13 protein-coding genes are annotated in these 18,239 nt (G+C 69.3%); 7 read left to right on the top strand and 6 right to left on the bottom strand.

From position 1 onward, the window contains the following. Nucleotides 1–8 precede the first annotated feature (8 nt). Nucleotides 9–2,144 (bottom strand): S9 family peptidase, encoded by a 2,136-nt coding sequence (locus tag HQK15_RS13770; protein WP_173492052.1) that lies wholly within the window; start codon nt 2,142–2,144, stop codon nt 9–11. Then, nucleotides 2,141–3,472 (bottom strand): DNA polymerase IV, encoded by a 1,332-nt coding sequence (locus HQK15_RS13765; RefSeq protein WP_173492051.1) that lies wholly within the window; start codon nt 3,470–3,472, stop codon nt 2,141–2,143. Before HQK15_RS13765 ends, HQK15_RS13770 begins: the two co-directional genes overlap by 4 nt. A gap of 124 nt (nt 3,473–3,596) precedes the next feature. Here HQK15_RS13765 and HQK15_RS13760 point away from each other — a divergent pair, with 124 nt between their 5' ends. From HQK15_RS13760 to HQK15_RS13740, 5 genes are all read left to right on the top strand, one after another. Continuing rightward, nucleotides 3,597–4,580: a DUF4192 domain-containing protein gene (locus HQK15_RS13760; RefSeq protein ID WP_173492050.1), complete on the top strand. Its 984-nt coding sequence runs from the start codon at nt 3,597–3,599 to the stop codon at nt 4,578–4,580. A gap of 43 nt (nt 4,581–4,623) precedes the next feature. Then, nucleotides 4,624–6,102: a glutamate-cysteine ligase family protein gene (locus HQK15_RS13755; RefSeq protein WP_173492049.1), complete on the top strand. Its 1,479-nt coding sequence runs from the start codon at nt 4,624–4,626 to the stop codon at nt 6,100–6,102. A gap of 243 nt (nt 6,103–6,345) precedes the next feature. Continuing rightward, nucleotides 6,346–7,677, top strand: a complete 1,332-nt coding sequence (locus tag HQK15_RS13750) for an RNA polymerase sigma factor (RefSeq protein ID WP_367649182.1) — start codon at nt 6,346–6,348, stop codon at nt 7,675–7,677. 38 nt (nt 7,678–7,715) lie between these two features. Beyond that, entirely contained in the window at nt 7,716–8,705 is a 990-nt protein-coding gene (locus tag HQK15_RS13745; protein WP_173492048.1) for an SGNH hydrolase domain-containing protein, read from the top strand. 136 nt (nt 8,706–8,841) lie between these two features. Next, the gene (locus HQK15_RS13740; RefSeq protein WP_173492047.1) at nt 8,842–10,359 is read left to right on the top strand and encodes a phospholipase D-like domain-containing protein; all 1,518 of its coding nucleotides are present in this window, start codon (nt 8,842–8,844) and stop codon (nt 10,357–10,359) included. Nucleotides 10,360–10,442: 83 nt separating this feature from the next. Here the strand turns inward: HQK15_RS13740 and HQK15_RS13735 are convergent, their stop codons facing one another. Continuing rightward, nucleotides 10,443–10,664, bottom strand: coding sequence for a DUF7455 domain-containing protein (locus HQK15_RS13735; RefSeq protein ID WP_367649181.1), 222 nt, complete (start codon nt 10,662–10,664; stop codon nt 10,443–10,445). A gap of 208 nt (nt 10,665–10,872) precedes the next feature. Between HQK15_RS13735 and HQK15_RS13730 the strand changes: the two genes are divergently transcribed. Both HQK15_RS13730 and HQK15_RS13725 read left to right on the top strand, forming a co-directional pair. Beyond that, nucleotides 10,873–12,933 carry a DNA gyrase/topoisomerase IV subunit B gene (locus HQK15_RS13730; protein WP_173492246.1) on the top strand — a complete coding sequence of 687 codons (2,061 nt, stop codon included), beginning with the start codon at nt 10,873–10,875 and terminating at the stop codon, nt 12,931–12,933. Between the two features lie 19 nt (nt 12,934–12,952). Further along, nucleotides 12,953–13,843, top strand: coding sequence for a hypothetical protein (locus HQK15_RS13725; RefSeq protein ID WP_173492046.1), 891 nt, complete (start codon nt 12,953–12,955; stop codon nt 13,841–13,843). Here the strand turns inward: HQK15_RS13725 and HQK15_RS13720 are convergent. From HQK15_RS13720 to HQK15_RS13710, 3 genes are read right to left on the bottom strand one after another with little or no spacing between them, the layout of a single operon-like run. Beyond that, nucleotides 13,840–15,969 (bottom strand): acyltransferase family protein, encoded by a 2,130-nt coding sequence (locus HQK15_RS13720; RefSeq protein ID WP_173492045.1) that lies wholly within the window; start codon nt 15,967–15,969, stop codon nt 13,840–13,842. The genes HQK15_RS13725 and HQK15_RS13720 overlap by 4 nt on opposite strands. Next, the gene (locus HQK15_RS13715) at nt 15,969–16,463 is read right to left on the bottom strand and encodes a beta-class carbonic anhydrase (protein ID WP_173492044.1); all 495 of its coding nucleotides are present in this window, start codon (nt 16,461–16,463) and stop codon (nt 15,969–15,971) included. The genes HQK15_RS13720 and HQK15_RS13715 overlap by 1 nt, the downstream gene beginning before the upstream one ends. Before the next feature lie 30 nt (nt 16,464–16,493). Continuing rightward, complete coding sequence (locus tag HQK15_RS13710) at nt 16,494–18,239, bottom strand: MFS transporter (RefSeq protein WP_173492043.1); 1,746 nt, start codon at nt 18,237–18,239, stop codon at nt 16,494–16,496.

Here is an 18,239-nt window from a genome sequence, read left to right as displayed (position 1 = left end):
GGCAGGGGTCAGTCCTGTGGCGCGCCGACCGTGTCGATGATCCAGGCGAGCTCCCAGGCCCGCTCCTTCCAGGAGGCGTAGCGGCCGCTGACGCCGCCGTGACCTGCGTGCATCTCGGTCTTGAGCAGGATCGGCGCGTCACCCGTGGCGGTCGCGCGCAGGCGGGCGACCCACTTGGCCGGCTCGACGTACATGACGCGGGTGTCGTGCAGGCTCGTGACCGCGAGGATCGCCGGGTAGTCGTGGGCGCCGACGTTCTCGTAGGGCGCGTAGGACTTCATGTAGGCGTAGACCTCGGGGTCGTCGAGGGGGTTGCCCCACTCGTCCCACTCGATGACCGTCAGCGGCAGCGACGGGTCGAGGATCGTCGTGAGGGCGTCGACGAAGGGCACCGCGGCGACGATGCCCGCGAAGGCATCGGGGGCGAGGTTGGCGACCGCGCCCATCAGGAGGCCGCCGGCGCTGCCGCCCTCGGCGACCAGCCGGTCGGCCGACGTCCAGCCCTCGTCGACCAGGTGGCGGGCGCTCGCGACGAAGTCGGTGAACGTGTTGCGCTTGTGCAGCTGCTTGCCGTCGTCGTACCAGTGGCGACCGAGCTCGCCGCCGCCCCGCACGTGGGCGATCGCAAACACGAAGCCGCGGTCGAGCAGCGACAGGCGCATGACCGAGAAGCTCGGGTCCATGCTCGCCTCGTACGAGCCGTAGCCGTAGATGAGCGCCGGCGCCGTGCCGTCGCGGGGGGTGTCCTTGCGGCACACGATCGACACGGGCACCAGGGTGCCGTCGTCGGCCGTCGCCCAGCTGCGGTGCTGCTCGTAGTCGGCGGAGTCGTAGCCGCCGAGCACGACCGCCTGCTTGCGCAGGATGAGCTCGCGGGTGGCCGGGTCGAAGTCGAAGACCGACGACGGGGTCACGAACGACCCGACGCCGACCCGGATCAGCGGCGGGTCCCACTCGGCGTTGGACCCGACGCCGCTCGTGAACAGCTCCTCGCCGAAGTCGATCTCGGACAGCTCTCCGAGGCCGTCGGGGCCGATCGGGATGATGCCGATGCGCGCCAGTGCCTCGCGTCGGAACGAGACCACGAGGTGACGGGCGAACACGTCGACGTCCTCGAGGCGGGTCGTGTCGCTGCCGGCGAGGACGACGGTCCGGTCCGTCGGGTCGTCGACGGGCACGGTCACGAGCTCGAAGTTGAGCGCACCGTCGTTGTGCAGGATCACGAAGCGGTCGGCGCCCCCGATGACGGCGTGCTCGAGGGAGTACTCGACGCCGTCACGGCGGGGGAGCACCACGCGGAACTCGCCCTCGGGGTCGTCGGCCTCCAGGACTCGGTACTCGCTCGTGATCTTGGAGCCGATGCCGATGACGAGGTAGCGCTCGGAGTGCGTGCGACCGACGCCGATGAAGTAGCGCTCGTCGGGCTCCTCGAGCACGAGGACGTCGTCGTCGGCCGTGCCGACAGCGTGCCGCCACACGCGGAACGGACGCCAGGCGTCGTCGACGGTCGTGTAGAACAGGTGCGTCCCGCCGGCCGACCAGGTGGCGCCGGCGCTGGCGCCCGTGATCTCGTCGGGCAGCACCTCGCCGGTGCGCAGGTCCTTGATGCGGATCGTGTAGCGCTCGTCGCCCTGCGTGTCGATCGACCAGGCGAGGAAGTTCTCGTCGTCGCTGATGCTGAAGGCGCCGAGCGAGAAGAACTCGTGCCCCTCGGCCTCGACGTTGGAGTCGAGCAGGACCTCTTCGCCGGGGATGGCGCTGTCGGCGTCGAGCACCGGCGGCGTCCAGTCGTCCGGGTCCTGCACGGCACAGCGGCAACGGATCGCGTACTGCTGGCCCTCGACGGTGCGGGCGTAGTACCACCACGCTCCGTGACGGGTCGGCACCGACAGGTCGGTCTCGAGCGTGCGGGACTTGATCTCGTCGAAGATCTGCTGGCGCAGCGGCTCCAGGTGGGCCGTGGCGGCGTCGGTGTGAGCGTTCTCGGCCTCGAGGTAGGCGAGCGTGGCCGGGTCCTCCTTGTCGCGCATCCACTCGTAGTCGTCGACGAACGCATCGCCGTGGTGGGTGCGGGTGACGGGGCGACGCTCGGCAACGGGCGGGGCGACGGAAGGTGCGACGGGCGAGGAGACAGGCTCGGTCATGCCTGAAACGTACCGCTGTGCCCCGAGGCGAGTGCGGGGTCGTCGGCCCGGAAGGTGTGCACGGGGCCGGGAGCGGTCCACCGGGTCTCGAAGCGGACCGTCACCCGGCCCAGCCCCGAGCCCCACACCCAGCCGTCGCCGTGGAGGTCGTGGTGCACGTCCATGCCGGGATACCACCGGTGCGGACGCTCGACGGTGTCCTCGGCCGGTGCCTCGTCGTCCTCGGGCTCGTCGTCGTCCTCGGAGAACAGGTCGTCCTGCACCCAGTCGGCCAGGCCGCTGACCCCGACGCCGAGCAGCCGCAGCCCGTTGCTGATGTCCTCGCCGGCGAGGAGGCCCCGGGCCGTGGTGGCGAGCAGCCGCGCGTTGTCGGTCGGGTTGGCCAACGTCGACGAACGGGTGTGGGTCTCGAAGTCGTGGTGGCGCATCTTGAGGGTGACGGTGCGGCCAGAGAGGCCGTTCTTGCGCAGGCGCGCCGAGACGTTGCGCGCCATGCGCTCGATGATCGTCTCGAGCTGCAGCCGGTCGGAGATGTCCTGCTCGAAGGTGTCCTCGACGCTGACGGACTTGGTCTCGCGGGAGGCCAGCACCGGGCGGTCGTCGTCAGCGCGGGCCATGCGGTGCAGCGACCGACCCGACGACTGCCCCAGCAGGCGCACGAGCTCGTCCTCGCTGGGCACGCGCAGGTCCTCGACCGTGAGGATCCCGACCCGGCGCAGCCGCTCGGTGGTGGCGGGACCGACGCCGGGGATCACGGTGACCTGCATGGGCCCGAGCACGTCGGCCTCGGTGCCGGGCTCGATCACGAAGACGCCGTCGGGCTTGTTGACCTCGCTCGCGATCTTGGCCATGAGCTTGGACGACGCGACGCCGACCGATGCCGTCAGGCCGCCGGTCACCTCGGCGATGTCGGCGCGGATCGCCGCGACGACCTGCTCGACGCGGGCGGGATCGAAGTCGTCGCCCGCGGACAGGTCGACGAACGCCTCGTCGAGCGACAGCGGCTCAATGAGGTCGGACTCCTGCCGCAGCCGCTCCATCACGAGCCGGCTAGCCTCGCGATAGGCGTCGAAGCGGCCGCCCAGGAACGCCGCGTGGGGGCACCGGGCCCGGGCCTCGGCCGTGCGCATCGCGGAGCGGACGCCGTGGACCCGTGCCTCGTACGAGGCTGTCGCCACGACGCCGCGGGGGCCGATGCCACCGACGATGACGGGCCGTCCGCGCAGGGAGGGCTTGTCGCGCTGCTCGACGGAGGCGAAGAAGGCATCGAGGTCGAGGTGCATGATCGTCCTCCGCGAGCGGGAGGTCACCCCAGTCGTGGACGCCATGAGGCCATTGTGTCGTGCGGCGCCGACAGGACGGTCGTCCACAGGCGCGAGTCGCCGCCGCAGGCGTCCACAGCCGTCGCCACGACCCTGTCGGGCTGCCGGGTCCCGCGGCGAGCGTGGTCGCATGACAACGACACCGTCCGTGTTCACGGCTCATGACGTCCCCGACCTCATCAACGCCCTGCCGACCCTGTTCGGCTTCCGGCCCGACGAGTCGCTCGTCGCCGTCGCGACCTCCGGGCCGCGGCGACGCTTCGGCTTCCGGCTGCGGATGGACCTGCCGCCGCCGGCGGAGGTCGACGCGGCCGCAGCCACCGTCGTCCGGCACCTGCTCAACCAGGGTGCCGAGGGGGCGATCGTCATCGCGCTGACCGAGCAGCAGGACGTCGCCCTCGACCTGCTCGACGCCGTGCACGGCATCCTCGACGACACCGACGGGATCGAGCTGATCGTCCGGGCGCGGGCCGACGGACGGCGCTACTGGACCGACGAGCCCGGGTCGTCCCCGGACGGACGGCCCTACGAGACCTCCGACCATCACCTGTCGATCGTCCAGGCCGTCGCGGCCGGCCAGCAGATCCTGCCGAGCCGGGAGGCCCTGGCCGGTCGGTTCCGACCCGTGGCGGGGGAGCGACGGCGATGGCTCGAGCAGACCGCGGCCGTCGTGCTCGACGAGGTCGTGCCGCAGGTCGCGCGGACGGCCCCCGGGGGGCTGGCCGCGACCGGGATGGCGGTGGTGGTCCCGACCCTCGACCGCGCCCGAGCGGGTCTTCCGGTGACCGACGGCGACCTGCTGCGGCTGGCGGCGTGGGTCTCGACCGTCTCGGTCCGCGACGAGGTGTGGGGGTTGATGAACCGCGAGAACGCCGCGGAGATGCTCGGCGCCCTCACGACGGTCTCGGCCAGCGTGGTGCCGCCGTTCGAGCCGGCGGTCCTGAGCCTGGCGGCGTTCGCGGCGTGGCTGGTCGGCGACGGTGCGCAGGCGCTGATCGCCGTCGAGCGAGCCTTGAAGGCCGACCCCTGCTACTCCATGGCGGGTCTCATCCTGCAGATCCTCGAGGGCGGCATCTCGCCCGACCACTGGGCGGGGCTGCCGACCGCGTCGTGAGCGAACCCGGGCCGAGACCCCTGCGTCGGCCTAGGCTGTCGTCATGGGACAGGACGTCGACGCACGCGAGTTCAGCCGCGAGGACCGTACGCAGTACCGCGCCAAGGTGCGCCGATGCCTCGACACGTTCGCCCGGATGCTGGGGGAGCACGACTTCTCGGTGGAGCACCCGCACGTCGGCATCGAGATCGAGTTCAACCTCGTCGATCCCGACGGCAACCCCGCGATGAAGAACGCCGAGGCGCTGGAGGCCATCGCCGATCCTGACTTCCAGACCGAGCTGGGCCTGTTCAACATTGAGATCAACGTGCCGCCGGCCCGCATCGAGGGCACGGGTCTCGACACGCTGGAGGCCGCGCTGCGCGACGACCTCAACGCGGCGCAGGCCAAGGCGGCCGAGGTCGAGGCGCACCTGGTCATGATCGGCATCCTCCCGACGCTGCAGGAGGGCCACTTCGGTCGCGAGTCGATCTCGGCCAACCCCCGCTACCACCTGCTCTCCGAGCAGATCCTCGCCGCACGCGGCGAGGACATCGAGATCGTCATCGACGGCGTCGACCGGCTCGACACCACGGCCGACACGATCATCCCCGAGGCGGCCTGCACCAGCACCCAGCTGCACCTGCAGGTCGAGCCCGAGGACTTCGCGCCGATGTGGAACGCTGCACAGGCCATCGCCGCGATCCAGGTCGCCATCGGTGCCAACTCGCCGTTCCTGCTCGGCCAGCAGCTGTGGCACGAGACCCGCATCGCCCTGTTCGAGCAGGCCACCGACACCCGCAGCGAGGAGCTCAAGGCCCAGGGGGTCCGTCCGCGGGTCTTCTTCGGCGAGCGGTGGATCACGTCGGTGTTCGACCTCTTCGAGGAGAACGTCCGCTTCTTCCCGGCGCTCCTGCCGATCCTCGACGAGGAGGACCCCGTCATCGAGCTGGAGGCCGGACGGGTGCCCACGCTCGGTGAGCTGCGGCTGCACAACGGCACGGTCTATCGCTGGAACCGGCCGATCTACGACGTGGCCGACGGGCGTCCGCACCTGCGCATCGAGAACCGCCTGCTGCCGGCCGGTCCGACGGTCGTCGACACGATGGCCAACGCGGCACTGTTCTACGGGCTCGTGACGGTGCTCGGCTCCAGCGAGCGGCCGGTGTGGTCCCAGCTGTCGTTCCGTGCTGCCGAGGACAACTTCCACCAGGCAGCCCGCGCCGGCATCGATGCCGACATCTACTGGCCGGGCGTCGGCACCGTCGCGGTGCGTGAGCTCGCCCTGCGCCAGCTGCTGCCGCTGGCGCACGCCGGGCTGGAGCAGATGGGCGTCGACGCGACGGTGCGTGCCCGGCTGCTCGGCATCATCGAGCAGCGCTGCATCACCGGACGCAACGGGGCGACGTGGCTGATCGAGGAGTTCGCGCACCAGAGCCGTGACACCGCCGACCGATCGGCCGCGATGCGGGCGACCACCCAGGCCTACGAGCGACACATGCACGAGGGCTCGCCGGTGCACACCTGGCCGACGCGGTCCTGAGAGGACCCTGAGATGCGCGCGCTTGGTGGGGCGTGACACACTGAAGGCAGAGGTTGACCACAGGCCTCTTTGTTGCGCCCATCTACCGTTTGTGAGGTTGACGTGCCGGTGAATCCCGCATCTGGATCACGTCTCGGCGCCGTCAAGAAGCTTCTTCCCGGATCGTCGAAGCACGATCCTGAGAAGGATTCTGAGAAGAGTGCGGCACCTGCCCAGAAGGTTCCTGCGGCCAAGGAGGCACCTGTGAAGAAGGCACCCGCCAAGAAGACACCGGCCGCGGCCACCAAGACCGCTGCCAAGAAGCCCACATCCCCTGCGAAAACAGAAACGACCGTGACGAAGACTTCAACGAGCCCCGCCAAGAAGACCGCCGCCAAGAAGGCCCCGGCCAAGAAGGCCGCCGCCAAGAAGGTGGAGTCCAGCCCCGAAGAGTCCCACATCCCCGGCGCGATCGACGCGGCCGACGTCCTGGAGACCCCCAAGGTGGTCGACGGCACGGTGCAGGTCGACGCGCAGGGCAAGAAGATCCTCCCGGACATCCCCGACGAGGAGTTCGAGAAGGACCTCGCGACGGACCCGACGCTCAAGGAGGACGAGAAGTCGTCCTACACGCTGTCGGCGGCCGACGAGTCCGACGAGCCCGTCCAGCAGGTCATGGTCGCGGGTGCGACGGCCGACCCGGTCAAGGACTACCTCAAGCAGATCGGCAAGGTCTCGCTGCTGACCGCCGGCCAGGAGGTCGAGCTGGCCAAGCGCATCGAGGCCGGCCTGTTCAGCGAGGAGAAGCTCGCCAAGGGCGGTCGCATCTCGGAGAAGATGCGCGAAGAGCTCGAGTGGATCGTCGTGGACGGTCGCCGCGCCAAGAACCACCTGCTCGAGGCCAACCTGCGCCTCGTCGTCTCGCTGGCCAAGCGCTACACCGGTCGCGGCATGTTGTTCCTGGACCTGATCCAGGAGGGCAACCTCGGCCTGATCCGTGCGGTCGAGAAGTTCGACTACACCAAGGGCTTCAAGTTCTCGACCTACGCGACGTGGTGGATCCGTCAGGCGATCACCCGCGCGATGGCCGACCAGGCCCGCACGATCCGCATCCCGGTCCACATGGTCGAGGTCATCAACAAGCTCGCCCGTGTCCAGCGTCAGATGCTGCAGGACCTCGGCCGTGAGCCCACGCCCGAAGAGCTCGCGATCGAGCTCGACATGACGCCCGAGAAGGTCGTCGAGGTGCAGAAGTACGGCCGCGAGCCGATCAGCCTCCACACGCCGCTCGGCGAGGACGGCGACTCGGAGTTCGGTGACCTCATCGAGGACTCCGAGGCCATCGTCCCGGCCGACGCCGTGTCGTTCACGCTCCTGCAGGAGCAGCTGCACGCGGTGCTCGACACGCTCAGCGAGCGCGAGTCCGGCGTCGTCTCGATGCGCTTCGGCCTGACGGACGGTCAGCCCAAGACCCTCGACGAGATCGGCAAGGTCTACGGCGTCACGCGCGAGCGCATCCGCCAGATCGAGTCCAAGACCATGAGCAAGCTGCGGCACCCGTCGCGCTCGCAGGTCTTGCGCGACTACCTGGACTGATCGAGACGGTGTCCGGGGGGACGCACCACACCAGATGGGTGGGTGCGGCGGCACTCGCGGTGCTGGCAGCTCTGGCGATCGTGCTGGTGCTGCAGCTGCGCGGCTCCGACGAGCCGGTGCGGCAGGCGACCGCTGCCGAGGCGCCCGGCGCCGCAGCACTGACCGATCCGCAGCACCGCGACACGACGTGGAGCCGCATCGACCACGTCGACGCGATGCGCCCGCTGCCGGCTGACGCCAAGGACGACCGCCCCGCGTTCTACGACGACGGGTCGGGCTGCCAGGTCAAGGACGGCGACCCCGTGCCCAAGGTCTGCGCATCAGGAGACCCGTCCGGTGATCGAACCCTGATGCTCGTCGGCGACTCCAAGCTGGCCCAGTGGCAGACCGCGTTCGACGACCTGGGCCGTGCGGACGGCTTCACGGTGCTCACCGCCACCAAGAGCGCATGCCCGTTCACCGACGCAGCGGTCACCAGTGACCGCAAGGTCCGCACCGACTGCCGCGAGTGGGGACAGGCCGCGCTGCGCGACACCCTGGAGGCGCGCCCCGACGTCGTCGTGACGTCCCAGCGCACCAGCACCGCACTGCTCGACGACGGCAGCGACCGCACCAGGGGAGCGATGATCCGGGGCCTCCACTCCTACTGGTCGCAGCTGCAGGACGCCGGCATCGAGGTCGTCGTGATGCTCGACAACCCGTTCCCGATCACGCACCCGGTCTACCAGTGCGTCGAGGAGCACCCCGACGACCTGCCGCGCTGCTCCTTCGACCTCGCCGAGGGCGTGCAGAAGTCGTCCGCGCCCATGATGCGCGAGGCCGCAGAGATCATGTCGGGCGTCGGGATCATCGACATGACGTCGACGATCTGCCCTGACGAGGGACGATGCCCGGCGGTGATCGGCAACGTGCTCGTCTATCGAGCCGGGTCGCACATCACCAAGACCTTCGTCCGCACCGCCGAGCCACAGCTCGCTGTCGAGCTGGCCCGGGCGACGGGCGGAACGTTCGGCGAGACAGGTCCATGAAGCGCGACGGCCTGTCCGCAACGATCATGTGGGTTAGAGTGTCCTGACAACGACGAGCGTCTCGGAGAGCAGACCTGTGCAAAAAACCGGCGGACCACAGCGCGTAGTGCGCGTTTTCGGGGTGGGCGTCCTGGCCGTGAGCCTTCTGGTGGGCTTCGGCTCGGTGGCTTCCAACGCCGAGGACGTCCCTGACCTGGCAGCAGCGACACCGACTCCCACGGCGTCGACTCCTGCCCCCGAGGCGACCGAGGAGACGGCCGACCCCGACACCACGACCGAGACGCCCGATCCCACGGTCAAGGCAGCGGACAACCCCTACGGCACCAACTACCCGGTGACGCTCGAGACCAACTTCGCGCGTCCGTACAAGGCGATCTCCAGCCCGTCCAACAGCGACTTCTCCCAGCTCAACGACCTCGAGCGCATCATCCGCGGCTCCTACAAGGACCCGCGCACCGGCAAGGTCCGCCCGTCGAGCGTCCGCAAGTCCAACTCGGTCTTCATGTCGATCTCGCGCATGGAGAACTCCTACCGCGTCGGGCGCGAGCTGATCCGTGCGGCCAAGGCCGGCGTCAAGGTCCGTGTCATCCACGGCAAGGCCTCGCAGTCCAAGGAGTCGCGTGCCCTGCAGCGTGCGCTCGACAAGAGCTCGCTGCGCGACTCCAACTTCAAGATCTGCTCCAAGGGCAAGAGCCTGGCCTGCCTCTCGGGCCTCAACGGCGCGATCATGCACTCCAAGATCCTGCTCGTGAGCAACACGTTCACCCGCGACAACAAGCCGGCGAAGGCCGCGATCTGGTCGGGCTCGGCCAACCTCGGTGGCCCCAGCGGCGAGCGCACCTACAACAACGGGCTCACGGTCTACAACGACAAGAAGCTCTGGTACGAGACCCGCCAGATGTGGGACGACATGTACGCCGAGCGCAACGTCGGCAACAACTACCTGCGCTACATCGACAAGAACGCGACGCGCTACGGCATCACGGAGTCCGACCGCACGAAGTTCGGCTACACCAAGGCCGACCCCAACTACGGCATGTTCTACTCCAACCTCGCCAACGTCACGATCTACGCGACGCCGATCCTCGCGACGCCGACCAACGGCAAGGACCCCGTCCTCAACCTGCTGAACCGCGTCGTCCCCGACGACCAGTGCCGCATCCGCCTGCAGGAGAACCGCTTCAAGTACCGCCGCATCGCGGTGGCCCAGAAGCTCGTGCAGCTGGCCGACCAGGGCTGCAAGGTCTCGATCGTCGGGTTCGAGGACGACCTCAAGGTCAACCGCATCGCGCACTGCCAGCAGTACATCCGTGTGTGCCGTCCGATCCTCGACGTCTTCAAGACCGCGAGCCGGCGCATCGAGGCCGCGTGGGCCAAGCCGCACGACAAGACGATCCTCGTCGAGGCCAAGCTGAAGAAGAACCGCCTCAACCCCGAGGAGGTCGCGATCGACGGCACCAAGTACAACGATTGGCCCAACGACGGCATCCGCACCAAGATGGTCCAGGCCGGCTCGGCAGCCCTCACCGGCTCCAACCTCGTCGTCAGCGACGAGATCACGACCGAGACGATCGACCCCGCGGTCTACGAGGACTACCTCCAGCACTGGAAGGCGATCCTGAAGTCGAACGAGTACCACAGTTACCCCTACTGATGCAGGGGTGCTGAGCAGCACAACGCGAAGGGCCGGCCAGTTCACACTGGCCGGCCCTTCGCGTTGGTTGGAGCGGGGTGCGCTCAGACCTCGTCGTCGACGAGCGACGACGAGGGGGCGAGTCGCTCGCTCTCGTCGTGGATCATGGCGGACATCTCACGCAGCTTTTCCTCGTGCTGGCGGGCGTGGTGGGCGCAGAACATGAGCTCGCCACCTCCACCGAGGGTGACTCGGACGTAGGCCTGAGCACCGCAGCGGTCGCAGCGGTCGAGGGAGCTCAGCATGGGGGCTGTCAGTGTTGTCACGGTGACCTTCTCTCTGAGCCTTAGCGGATCTGTCGTGGTCAACATCCAACCACGGAGGGGTATTCCTCGCCGTTCGTGGTGACCTATGACATAGATACTCCCCGACGGGGACAAACCGACGCAGGCGCGCGGCGGGGCGCGTGTCAGGCGCGGTCACACCGGGACGGCTCGATATCCTTGGAGGACACCACCAGCGCGAGAGGCATCCATCATCGACAGCACGTACGACGCCCGCAATCTCCTGGTCCTCGAGGGTCTGGAGGCCGTGCGCAAGCGTCCCGGCATGTATGTCGGGTCCACCGACACGCGTGGCCTCATGCACTGTCTGTGGGAGATCATCGACAACTCCGTCGACGAGGCGCTCGGTGGCCACGGCTCGCACATCCTGGTCGCGCTGCACGCCGACGGGTCCGTCGAGGTGCAGGACCAGGGACGCGGAGTGCCCGTCGACATCGAGAAGAAGACAGGTCTGACCGGCGTCGAGGTGGTCTACACCAAGCTGCACGCCGGCGGGAAGTTCGGCGGCGGCTCCTACGTCGCGACCGGCGGTCTGCACGGTGTCGGCGCGTCCGTGGTCAACGCCCTGTCGTCTCGGCTCGACGTCGAGGTCGACAAGGGCGGCGCGACGTGGGCCATGTCGTTCCGTCGTGGTGTGCCGGGCGTCTTTGCCGGCGACGGGCCCGACGCCGACTTCACCCCGACCAACGAGCTGCGCAAGATCGGCAAGGTCGCCAAGGCCCGCACCGGCACGCGAGTGCGCTACTGGGCCGATCCGCAGATCTTCATCAAGGGCGCCAGGTTCGCCTACGACGAGCTGGTGGGCCGGGCGCGGCAGACCTCGTTCCTGGTGCCAGGCCTCGAGCTCGTGATCCGCGACGACCGTGGCGACGTGCCGACCGAAGAGAAGTTCCGCCACGACGGCGGCATCAGCGAGTTCTGCGAGTTCCTCGCACCCGACGAGGCCGTCTCCGACGTGCTGCGCCTGCAGGGGGAGGACGTGTTCACCGAGACCGTCCCGCTGCTCGACGCCAAGGGCCACATGACGCCGCAGGACATCGAGCGCAACCTCGGCGTCGACGTCGCCCTGCGCTGGGGCACGGGCTACGACACCGAGCTGAAGTCGTTCGTCAACATCATCGCGACGCCCAAGGGCGGCACCCACGTCAACGGCTTCGAGCGCGCCCTGACCAAGACGTTCAACGACGTGCTCAAGACGACGCGCCTGCTCAAGTCCGGCGACCCTGACGTCATCAAGGATGACGCCCTCGAGGGCATGACCGCGGTCGTCACCGTGCGTCTGGCCGAGCCGCAGTTCGAGGGCCAGACCAAGGAGGTGCTCGGCACCCCGGCGGTCACCAAGATCGTCAACCAGGTCGTGGCCCGTGAGCTCAAGACTTTCCTGACGTCGTCCAAGGCCGCTGAGAAGGCCAAGGCGCGCCTCGTGATGCAGAAGGTCGTCGACGCCTCCCGCACCCGCCTCGCGGCACGTCAGCAGCGCGACACCCAGCGTCGCAAGAACGCCCTGGAGTCCAGCGCCCTGCCGGCCAAGCTCGCCGACTGCCGCAGCAACGACGTCGAGCGCTCCGAGCTGTTCATCGTGGAGGGCGACTCCGCCCTCGGCACGGCCAAGTCGGCGCGCGACTCCGAGTTCCAGGCACTGCTGCCGATCCGCGGCAAGATCCTCAACGTCCAGAAGGCCAGCATCGGCGACATGCTCAAGAACGCCGAGTGCTCGTCGATCATCCAGGTCGTCGGGGCGGGGTCCGGTCGGACGTTCGACGTCGACGCGGCCCGCTACGGTCGCATCATCTTCATGGCTGACGCCGACTCCGACGGGGCGCACATCCGGTGCCTGCTTGCGACGCTGTTCTTCCGTTACATGCGTGATCTGGTCGACGCCGGGCGCGTCTACACCGCCGTGCCGCCGTTGCACCGCATCGAGCTGACCAACCCCAAGAAGGGGCAGGACAAGTACGTCTACACCTACTCCGACCCCGAGCTGCAGCGCACGATGGCCGAGCTGCGGCGCAAGGGCGTCAAGTGGAAGGACCCGGTCCAGCGCTACAAGGGTCTCGGCGAGATGGATGCCTCCCAGCTGGCGGAGACCACGATGGACCCGCGCCACCGCACGCTGCGCCGGCTCACGGTCGACGACGGTGAGCAGGCCGCCGAGGTCTTCGAGCTGCTGATGGGCAACGAGGTCCCGCCGCGCAAGGAGTTCATCGTGCAGGGCGCTTACGAGATCGACGCCGACAAGATCGACGCCTGACCTGCCCTAGGATCGCTGCGTGACCATCGACCACTCGAGCGACTTCGACGCCAGGCGGGTGGGCTGGTGGCAGCGGCGCGCAGCTGTCCGCCGGCTCAAGGGCGACACCTCGTTGATGCCCGCCGACCGCGACCTGCGCGTCCAGCAGGCCAAGGTCGCTCAGACCCGCGGCGAGCTCAACGCGCTGACCCGTGACCTGGGGGTGGCGCCCGCCTCGCAGGCCTACGCCGCCCCGCCCCAGCAGACGTACGGGCCGGTCGTTCCTCCGGCATACACGCCGCCGGCTGTCTCGTCGGCTCCTCCGCGGGCGCAGCCTGGCAAGAGCAGCGGCTTCCGGCCCTCGGTGCTCATCGCGGTCGTCGTGGTGCTGGTGACGCTCGGGACGACGGCGGTGTCGTGCGTCAGCACGGTGGTCAGCAGCGTGTCCGACATGGGCTTCGACTCCGGCTCGAGCTTCGACGGGAACGACGCGCCACTCGACGACCTGCAGACGATCTCAGGCTGGAACGACATGGTGGAGGTCGTCGACGGCGAGGCCGGCACGACGGACGTCGTCGGGGTGGTCGTGCGTCCGGACCTGGCGACGATCTCCGTGCCTGATGCCGACGACACCGCTGCGGTGCAGCGCTACTTCTACGACGGCGAGCTCGTCGCGGCCGAAGACGGCGTGCGGAGGGCATCTGCGCAGGTGTTCGACCTCGCCGCGGTCGACCCGGCGACGGTCATGAACGTCATCGTGCAGGCCCGAGTCAGCTCGGGCGCCGTCGACAACACCACGACCGCAGCGCAGGTGGCGGTCGCGGACAACGGCGACGGTCTGCGCTTCGAGGTGACGTTCCCCGACAGCCCGCAGAGCAGCTACCGCCTGGTGGCCGGCGCGGACGGCCGGCGGATCTCCGAGCAGCGCTAGCTGCCGGCCGCCGTGCTCCCGAGCAGTCCGTCCCGGTCGAGGCGCTGCTCGATGTAGGGCTTCATGGTCGTCATGTAGGTCTTGCTGATGTGGGTGCGGTCGCGATAGACGTTGACGCCGCCGATCACGGCCGGGCACTCGCTGTCGGTGCAGTAGAAGCTCGTGAAGTCGTAGAGCCGGCTGCCCGAGACCTCCTTGGTCGCCTCGACGAGGGGGTCGTAGTTGGGGAACGCCTCGTCGCGGGGAAGCGCGCAGCTGTCAGGGGTGATCTTCGACTCCAGTGCGAGGCAGTCGTTGGTGTCCTCGGGCTGGGCGGTGTTGTCGCGGAACGCGACGATCGGGACGCCTTGGTCGGCCAGGGGCTGCCAGGTCTTGACGAAGCCGGCGACCTGCTCCTTCGGCCCGGTGGCGGGTCGCGGGTGGGCGAGGGCCCCTGTGACGATCAGGTCGATGTCGTCGGCGTTCTTGGCCAGGTAGGCGTTCTCGTTGTCGCGCCACTCGTAGCAGGACTCCGCGATGGTGCGGTCCGGGTTGGGGTGCGGGTTGTCCGACCAGTTGCAGCCGGCCTTGACCTGCACGTCGAGGAAGATCTTGCCTTCCTTGGCCAGGGGGATGAAGGCCGGCAGGAGCGCCCGCGCGTGGGAGTCGCCGATGATGACGACGTGCGGGGTGCTCGCATCGTCCTTGTCGCCGAACGTGCAGGTGGTGCGGACGTCGTCGGTGTCGGTCTGGCAGCCGGGGTAGTTGGGGTTGTCACGGCGGATAGCCGTCGTGTCGGGCACGAGCAGGCCGTCGAGCTCGGGGTTGTCACACGGCTGTCCGGCGACCATGGACGCCGCACCGAAGCAGTCAGGCGTGTCGCGGGTGATGTTGGCCGTCAGCTGCTCGGCGCGGTCGGCCTCGGCGTTGGCGTGCTGGACGCCGCCGAGGCTCGCTGCGGCGAGTGCTGCGGCAGCAACGGAGGTGAACGCGAAGGTCACGGTGCTGCGCTGGATGCCGAGCTTGCGCCCCGTGCGCACCGGATCCTCGATGAAGCGCTTGGTGAGGGCCGCGGCTGCGAAGGTCGCGACCAGGATCGCGACCCGCGGCCAGAAGCCGAGCTCGTGACCCAGGATCACGGGCAGCAGGACGATCGGGGGCCAGTGCCAGAGATAGAGCGGGTAGGAGATGTCGCCCGTCCACTGCACGACGCGGCGGTCGATGAGCCAACGCGGGGAGAACCGCGACGACGGCATGCCGACCGCGATGACGGCGACGGTCGCGAGCACCGGGAGCAGGGCGGCCGTGCCCGGGAACGGGGTGGACCCCGTGAGCTCGAGCCCGCAGTAGGCGAGCACCAGCAGGCCGGCCCACGAGATGGCGGCACCCAGGTGGGGGTTGAGCGACCGCGTCTTGCGGCGTCCCGTCGCGGAGCGCAGCGTGAGCAGGGCGAGCAGGGCGCCGGCGCCGAACTCCCACGCGCGGGTGAACGTGGAGAAGTAGGCGAACGACACATTGGTGTAGGTCAGCCACAGCGAGTAGGCGAAGCTGGCCGCCGTGGCGACGGCGACGACCGCGGTAACGGTGGGCAGCTGACGGGTGCCGACACGAGCTGCGAGCAGGATCGCCGCGAGCACGAGCAACGGCCAGGCGACGTAGAACTGCTCCTCGACCGACAGGGTCCAGTAGTGCTGGGCGACGCTGGGGGAGTTCTCGGCCGCGAGGTAGTCGACCGCGTCGGCGGCGAGCCGCCAGTTCTGGAAGTAGAGGGCCGACGCGAGGATCTCGCGGAAGTTCTGGGCCCAGTTGAGCACCGGCATCCAGACATAGACCGCTACGGCGGACGCTGCGAGAACGAGGTAGGCGGCGGGCAGGAGGCGGCGCGCACGGCGGGCCCAGAAGCGCGTGAGCCGGATGCGGCCGGTCGAGGTGGCCTCACGAGCGAGGTGCGAGGTGATCAGGAAGCCGGAGATGACGAAGAAAACGTCGACGCCCATGAATCCGCCCGGCAGTCGCCCCGGCCACAGGTGGTAGAGCACGACCAGCAACGCGGCACCGGCCCGGAGGGCCTGGATCTCGGGCCTGACCGGTCGCGGTGCGTGCTGTGTGGGGGTGTCAGAAGCTGCAGGGGCGGAGGGCAAGGGCATCAGACCACACGCTCGAGCAGACCGCTGTCGACGTCGTAGAGGAAACCACCGACCGCCACGTCGTCGCTGATCAGCGGGTGGGTCTTGACGCGCATGACGTCGGCGCGCACGGTGTTCTTCTGGTCGACGATCGCACCGAGGGTCATCCACGAGGCGTCGGCCTGGGCGCTCTCGCCGACGCGGGCCTTGAGCTCGTCCTCGGTCGAGGTGGCCATGGCGCAGCGGGTGTGCTCGACGACGAGGATGCGCTCGACCTGCAGCAGGTTGACGCCCAGCACGAGGGCCACGAGCGCCTGGTCGGTGACGCGGCCACCGGGGTTGCGCAGGATCTTGGCGTCGCCGGCCGCGAGGCCGATCATGCGGAGCGGGTCGATGCGCGAGTCCATGCAGGTGACCATCGCGACGCCGGCACGGGCGATGCCGTCGAAGCCGGAGAGGTTGAAGTTGTCAGCGTAGGACCGGTTGGCATCGAGCAGGTCATCGAAATCGCGCATGGGACAAGGGTAACGAGCGGTGCCGCCCGATCAGGCTGCAGGTTCGGCCGTCGTGTCGTCCGACGGTCGCAGCAGGATCAGCGCCAGCACGGCCGCGACGACGGCGCAGACGGCGGCTCCGACGAAGACCGCGTGCAGCTGGGTGATGCCGGCATCGACCTGGGCGTCCTTGTAGGCCTGGCAGAGCGTCGCCGCTCCGTTGCAGACCTCGGCCACGGGCGGGATCTTGTCGGTCGCGTCGTAGAACGCGCGCAGGCCGATCGTGGTGAGCGCGGAGATGCCGAGCAGCATCCCGACCATGCGGGCGACGATCAGCAGGGCCGAGGTCACGCCGTGGACGGCGTCCGCCGTGTGCGCGAGCAGGGCGGCGTTGACGGGGGCGATCGCGATGCCGAAGCCCAGGCCGCCGAGGATCAGGGACCACGTCTCGACGGATCCCTCGAGCGACGTGCGGTCCCAGGTGGTCATGTGCCAGAACGCGACGGCGCTCATCAGCATCGCGACGGCCGTGAGGACGTGCGCCGGGACCTTGCGCAGCAGCCAGCCTCCGATGAGTGCGCCGACGGGCAGGGCGACGAGGAATCGGACGAGCACCAGGGCGGCATCGAGCTGCGAGTCGCGATAGACCGTCAGCCGGGCGAAGAACGGGATGTCGACGAGGGCGGCGATCAGGGACGCACCCACGAAGAACGACACGATCAGCGCACCCCATGCCGGGCGGGCGCTGAGGGCGCCGCGCGGGATGAGGGGCAGCGCGGCGCGACGCTGCCGCACCGCGAAGCCGATGAACGCCACTGCGGCGATCGGTAGGAGCCACGGGGCGTCGGGGGAGATCGCGCCGCTCTCGGGCTCGGCCGTCGCGAAGGTCACGATGACGGCGCCGAGGCCGACGGTCAGCAGCAGTGCGCCCCACAGATCGGTCTCGCGGGCGAGAGCCGGCCAGCTGCGCCAGTCGACGAGGGGATGCCGTGCGGTGGCGATGCGCAGGAGAAACAGTGCGAGGAGGCCGAACGTCGCCAGGGCGAGGGGCGTGAGCCAGCGGGAGTCGCCGGTCACGGGCAGGTAGGCGCGGCCGATCTCGACGTCCTGCACGAAGCGCGTGGGTGCCAGCATCACCAACGTGACGCCCAGGAGCGTCAGGGTGGCCAGGAGGGCGCCGACGTAGTCGAAGCGTCGTCCGCGGGTCGCCTCGAGCGCCGCCTCTCGAAGGGGCACCATCGCGGCGGCGAGCACGAGCCCGATCGCGCAGTTGAGCCAGAAGATCGTCCGCCAGTCACCGAAGGCGAGCACTGCGGCGCCGTAGAGCGGACCCAGGACGCTGCCGAGCTCTTGCACGGCGCCGACGACGCCGAGGGGGAGCCCCCGCTTCTGCGGCGGCCACAGGTCGGCGACGAGGGCCAGCGTCGGCGGGATCAGGCCGCCACCGCCAATGCCCTGGATCAGCCGGCCGGCGACGATCGTCTCGAGGTTGTAGGCAGCCGCGGTGACGATCGAGCCGACGGCGAACACGACGAGCGATCCGAGCAGCACCGGCACCCGTCCGCGCAGGTCGGAGATGCGGCCAATCAGGGGGAGCACCCCGACGTAGCCGAGCAGGAACCCGGAGACGATCGGTGCGGCCCGCTGCAGCTCGTCGAGGTTGAGGCCGACCGAGCTCATCATGTCGGGCAGCGCCAGCACCACGACATAGGTGTCGGCGGCCGCGAACGAGATCGCGACGGCAGCCAGCGCCAGCAGGACCTTGGAGGCGGGCCGGATCGCCGGGGTCTGCGTCAT

Origin of the sequence: Aeromicrobium stalagmiti, from assembly GCF_013283745.1 — a bacterium.
Lineage (GTDB): Bacteria > Actinomycetota > Actinomycetes > Propionibacteriales > Nocardioidaceae > Aeromicrobium > Aeromicrobium stalagmiti.
Note: the sequence above shows the minus strand (reverse complement) of the source record. Positions and strands in the feature narration are given on the sequence as shown.

Coding starts and splice junctions, on each gene's coding strand:
- HQK15_RS13770 (WP_173492052.1), bottom strand. CDS start 2,144: ATGACCGAGCCTGTCTCCTCGCCCGTCGCACCTTCCGTCGCCCCGCCC.
- HQK15_RS13765 (WP_173492051.1), bottom strand. CDS start 3,472: ATGGCGTCCACGACTGGGGTGACCTCCCGCTCGCGGAGGACGATCATG.
- HQK15_RS13760 (WP_173492050.1), top strand. CDS start 3,597: ATGACAACGACACCGTCCGTGTTCACGGCTCATGACGTCCCCGACCTC.
- HQK15_RS13755 (WP_173492049.1), top strand. CDS start 4,624: ATGGGACAGGACGTCGACGCACGCGAGTTCAGCCGCGAGGACCGTACG.
- HQK15_RS13720 (WP_173492045.1), bottom strand. CDS start 15,969: ATGCCCTTGCCCTCCGCCCCTGCAGCTTCTGACACCCCCACACAGCAC.
- HQK15_RS13715 (WP_173492044.1), bottom strand. CDS start 16,463: ATGCGCGATTTCGATGACCTGCTCGATGCCAACCGGTCCTACGCTGAC.
- HQK15_RS13710 (WP_173492043.1), bottom strand. CDS start 18,239: ATGACGCAGACCCCGGCGATCCGGCCCGCCTCCAAGGTCCTGCTGGCG.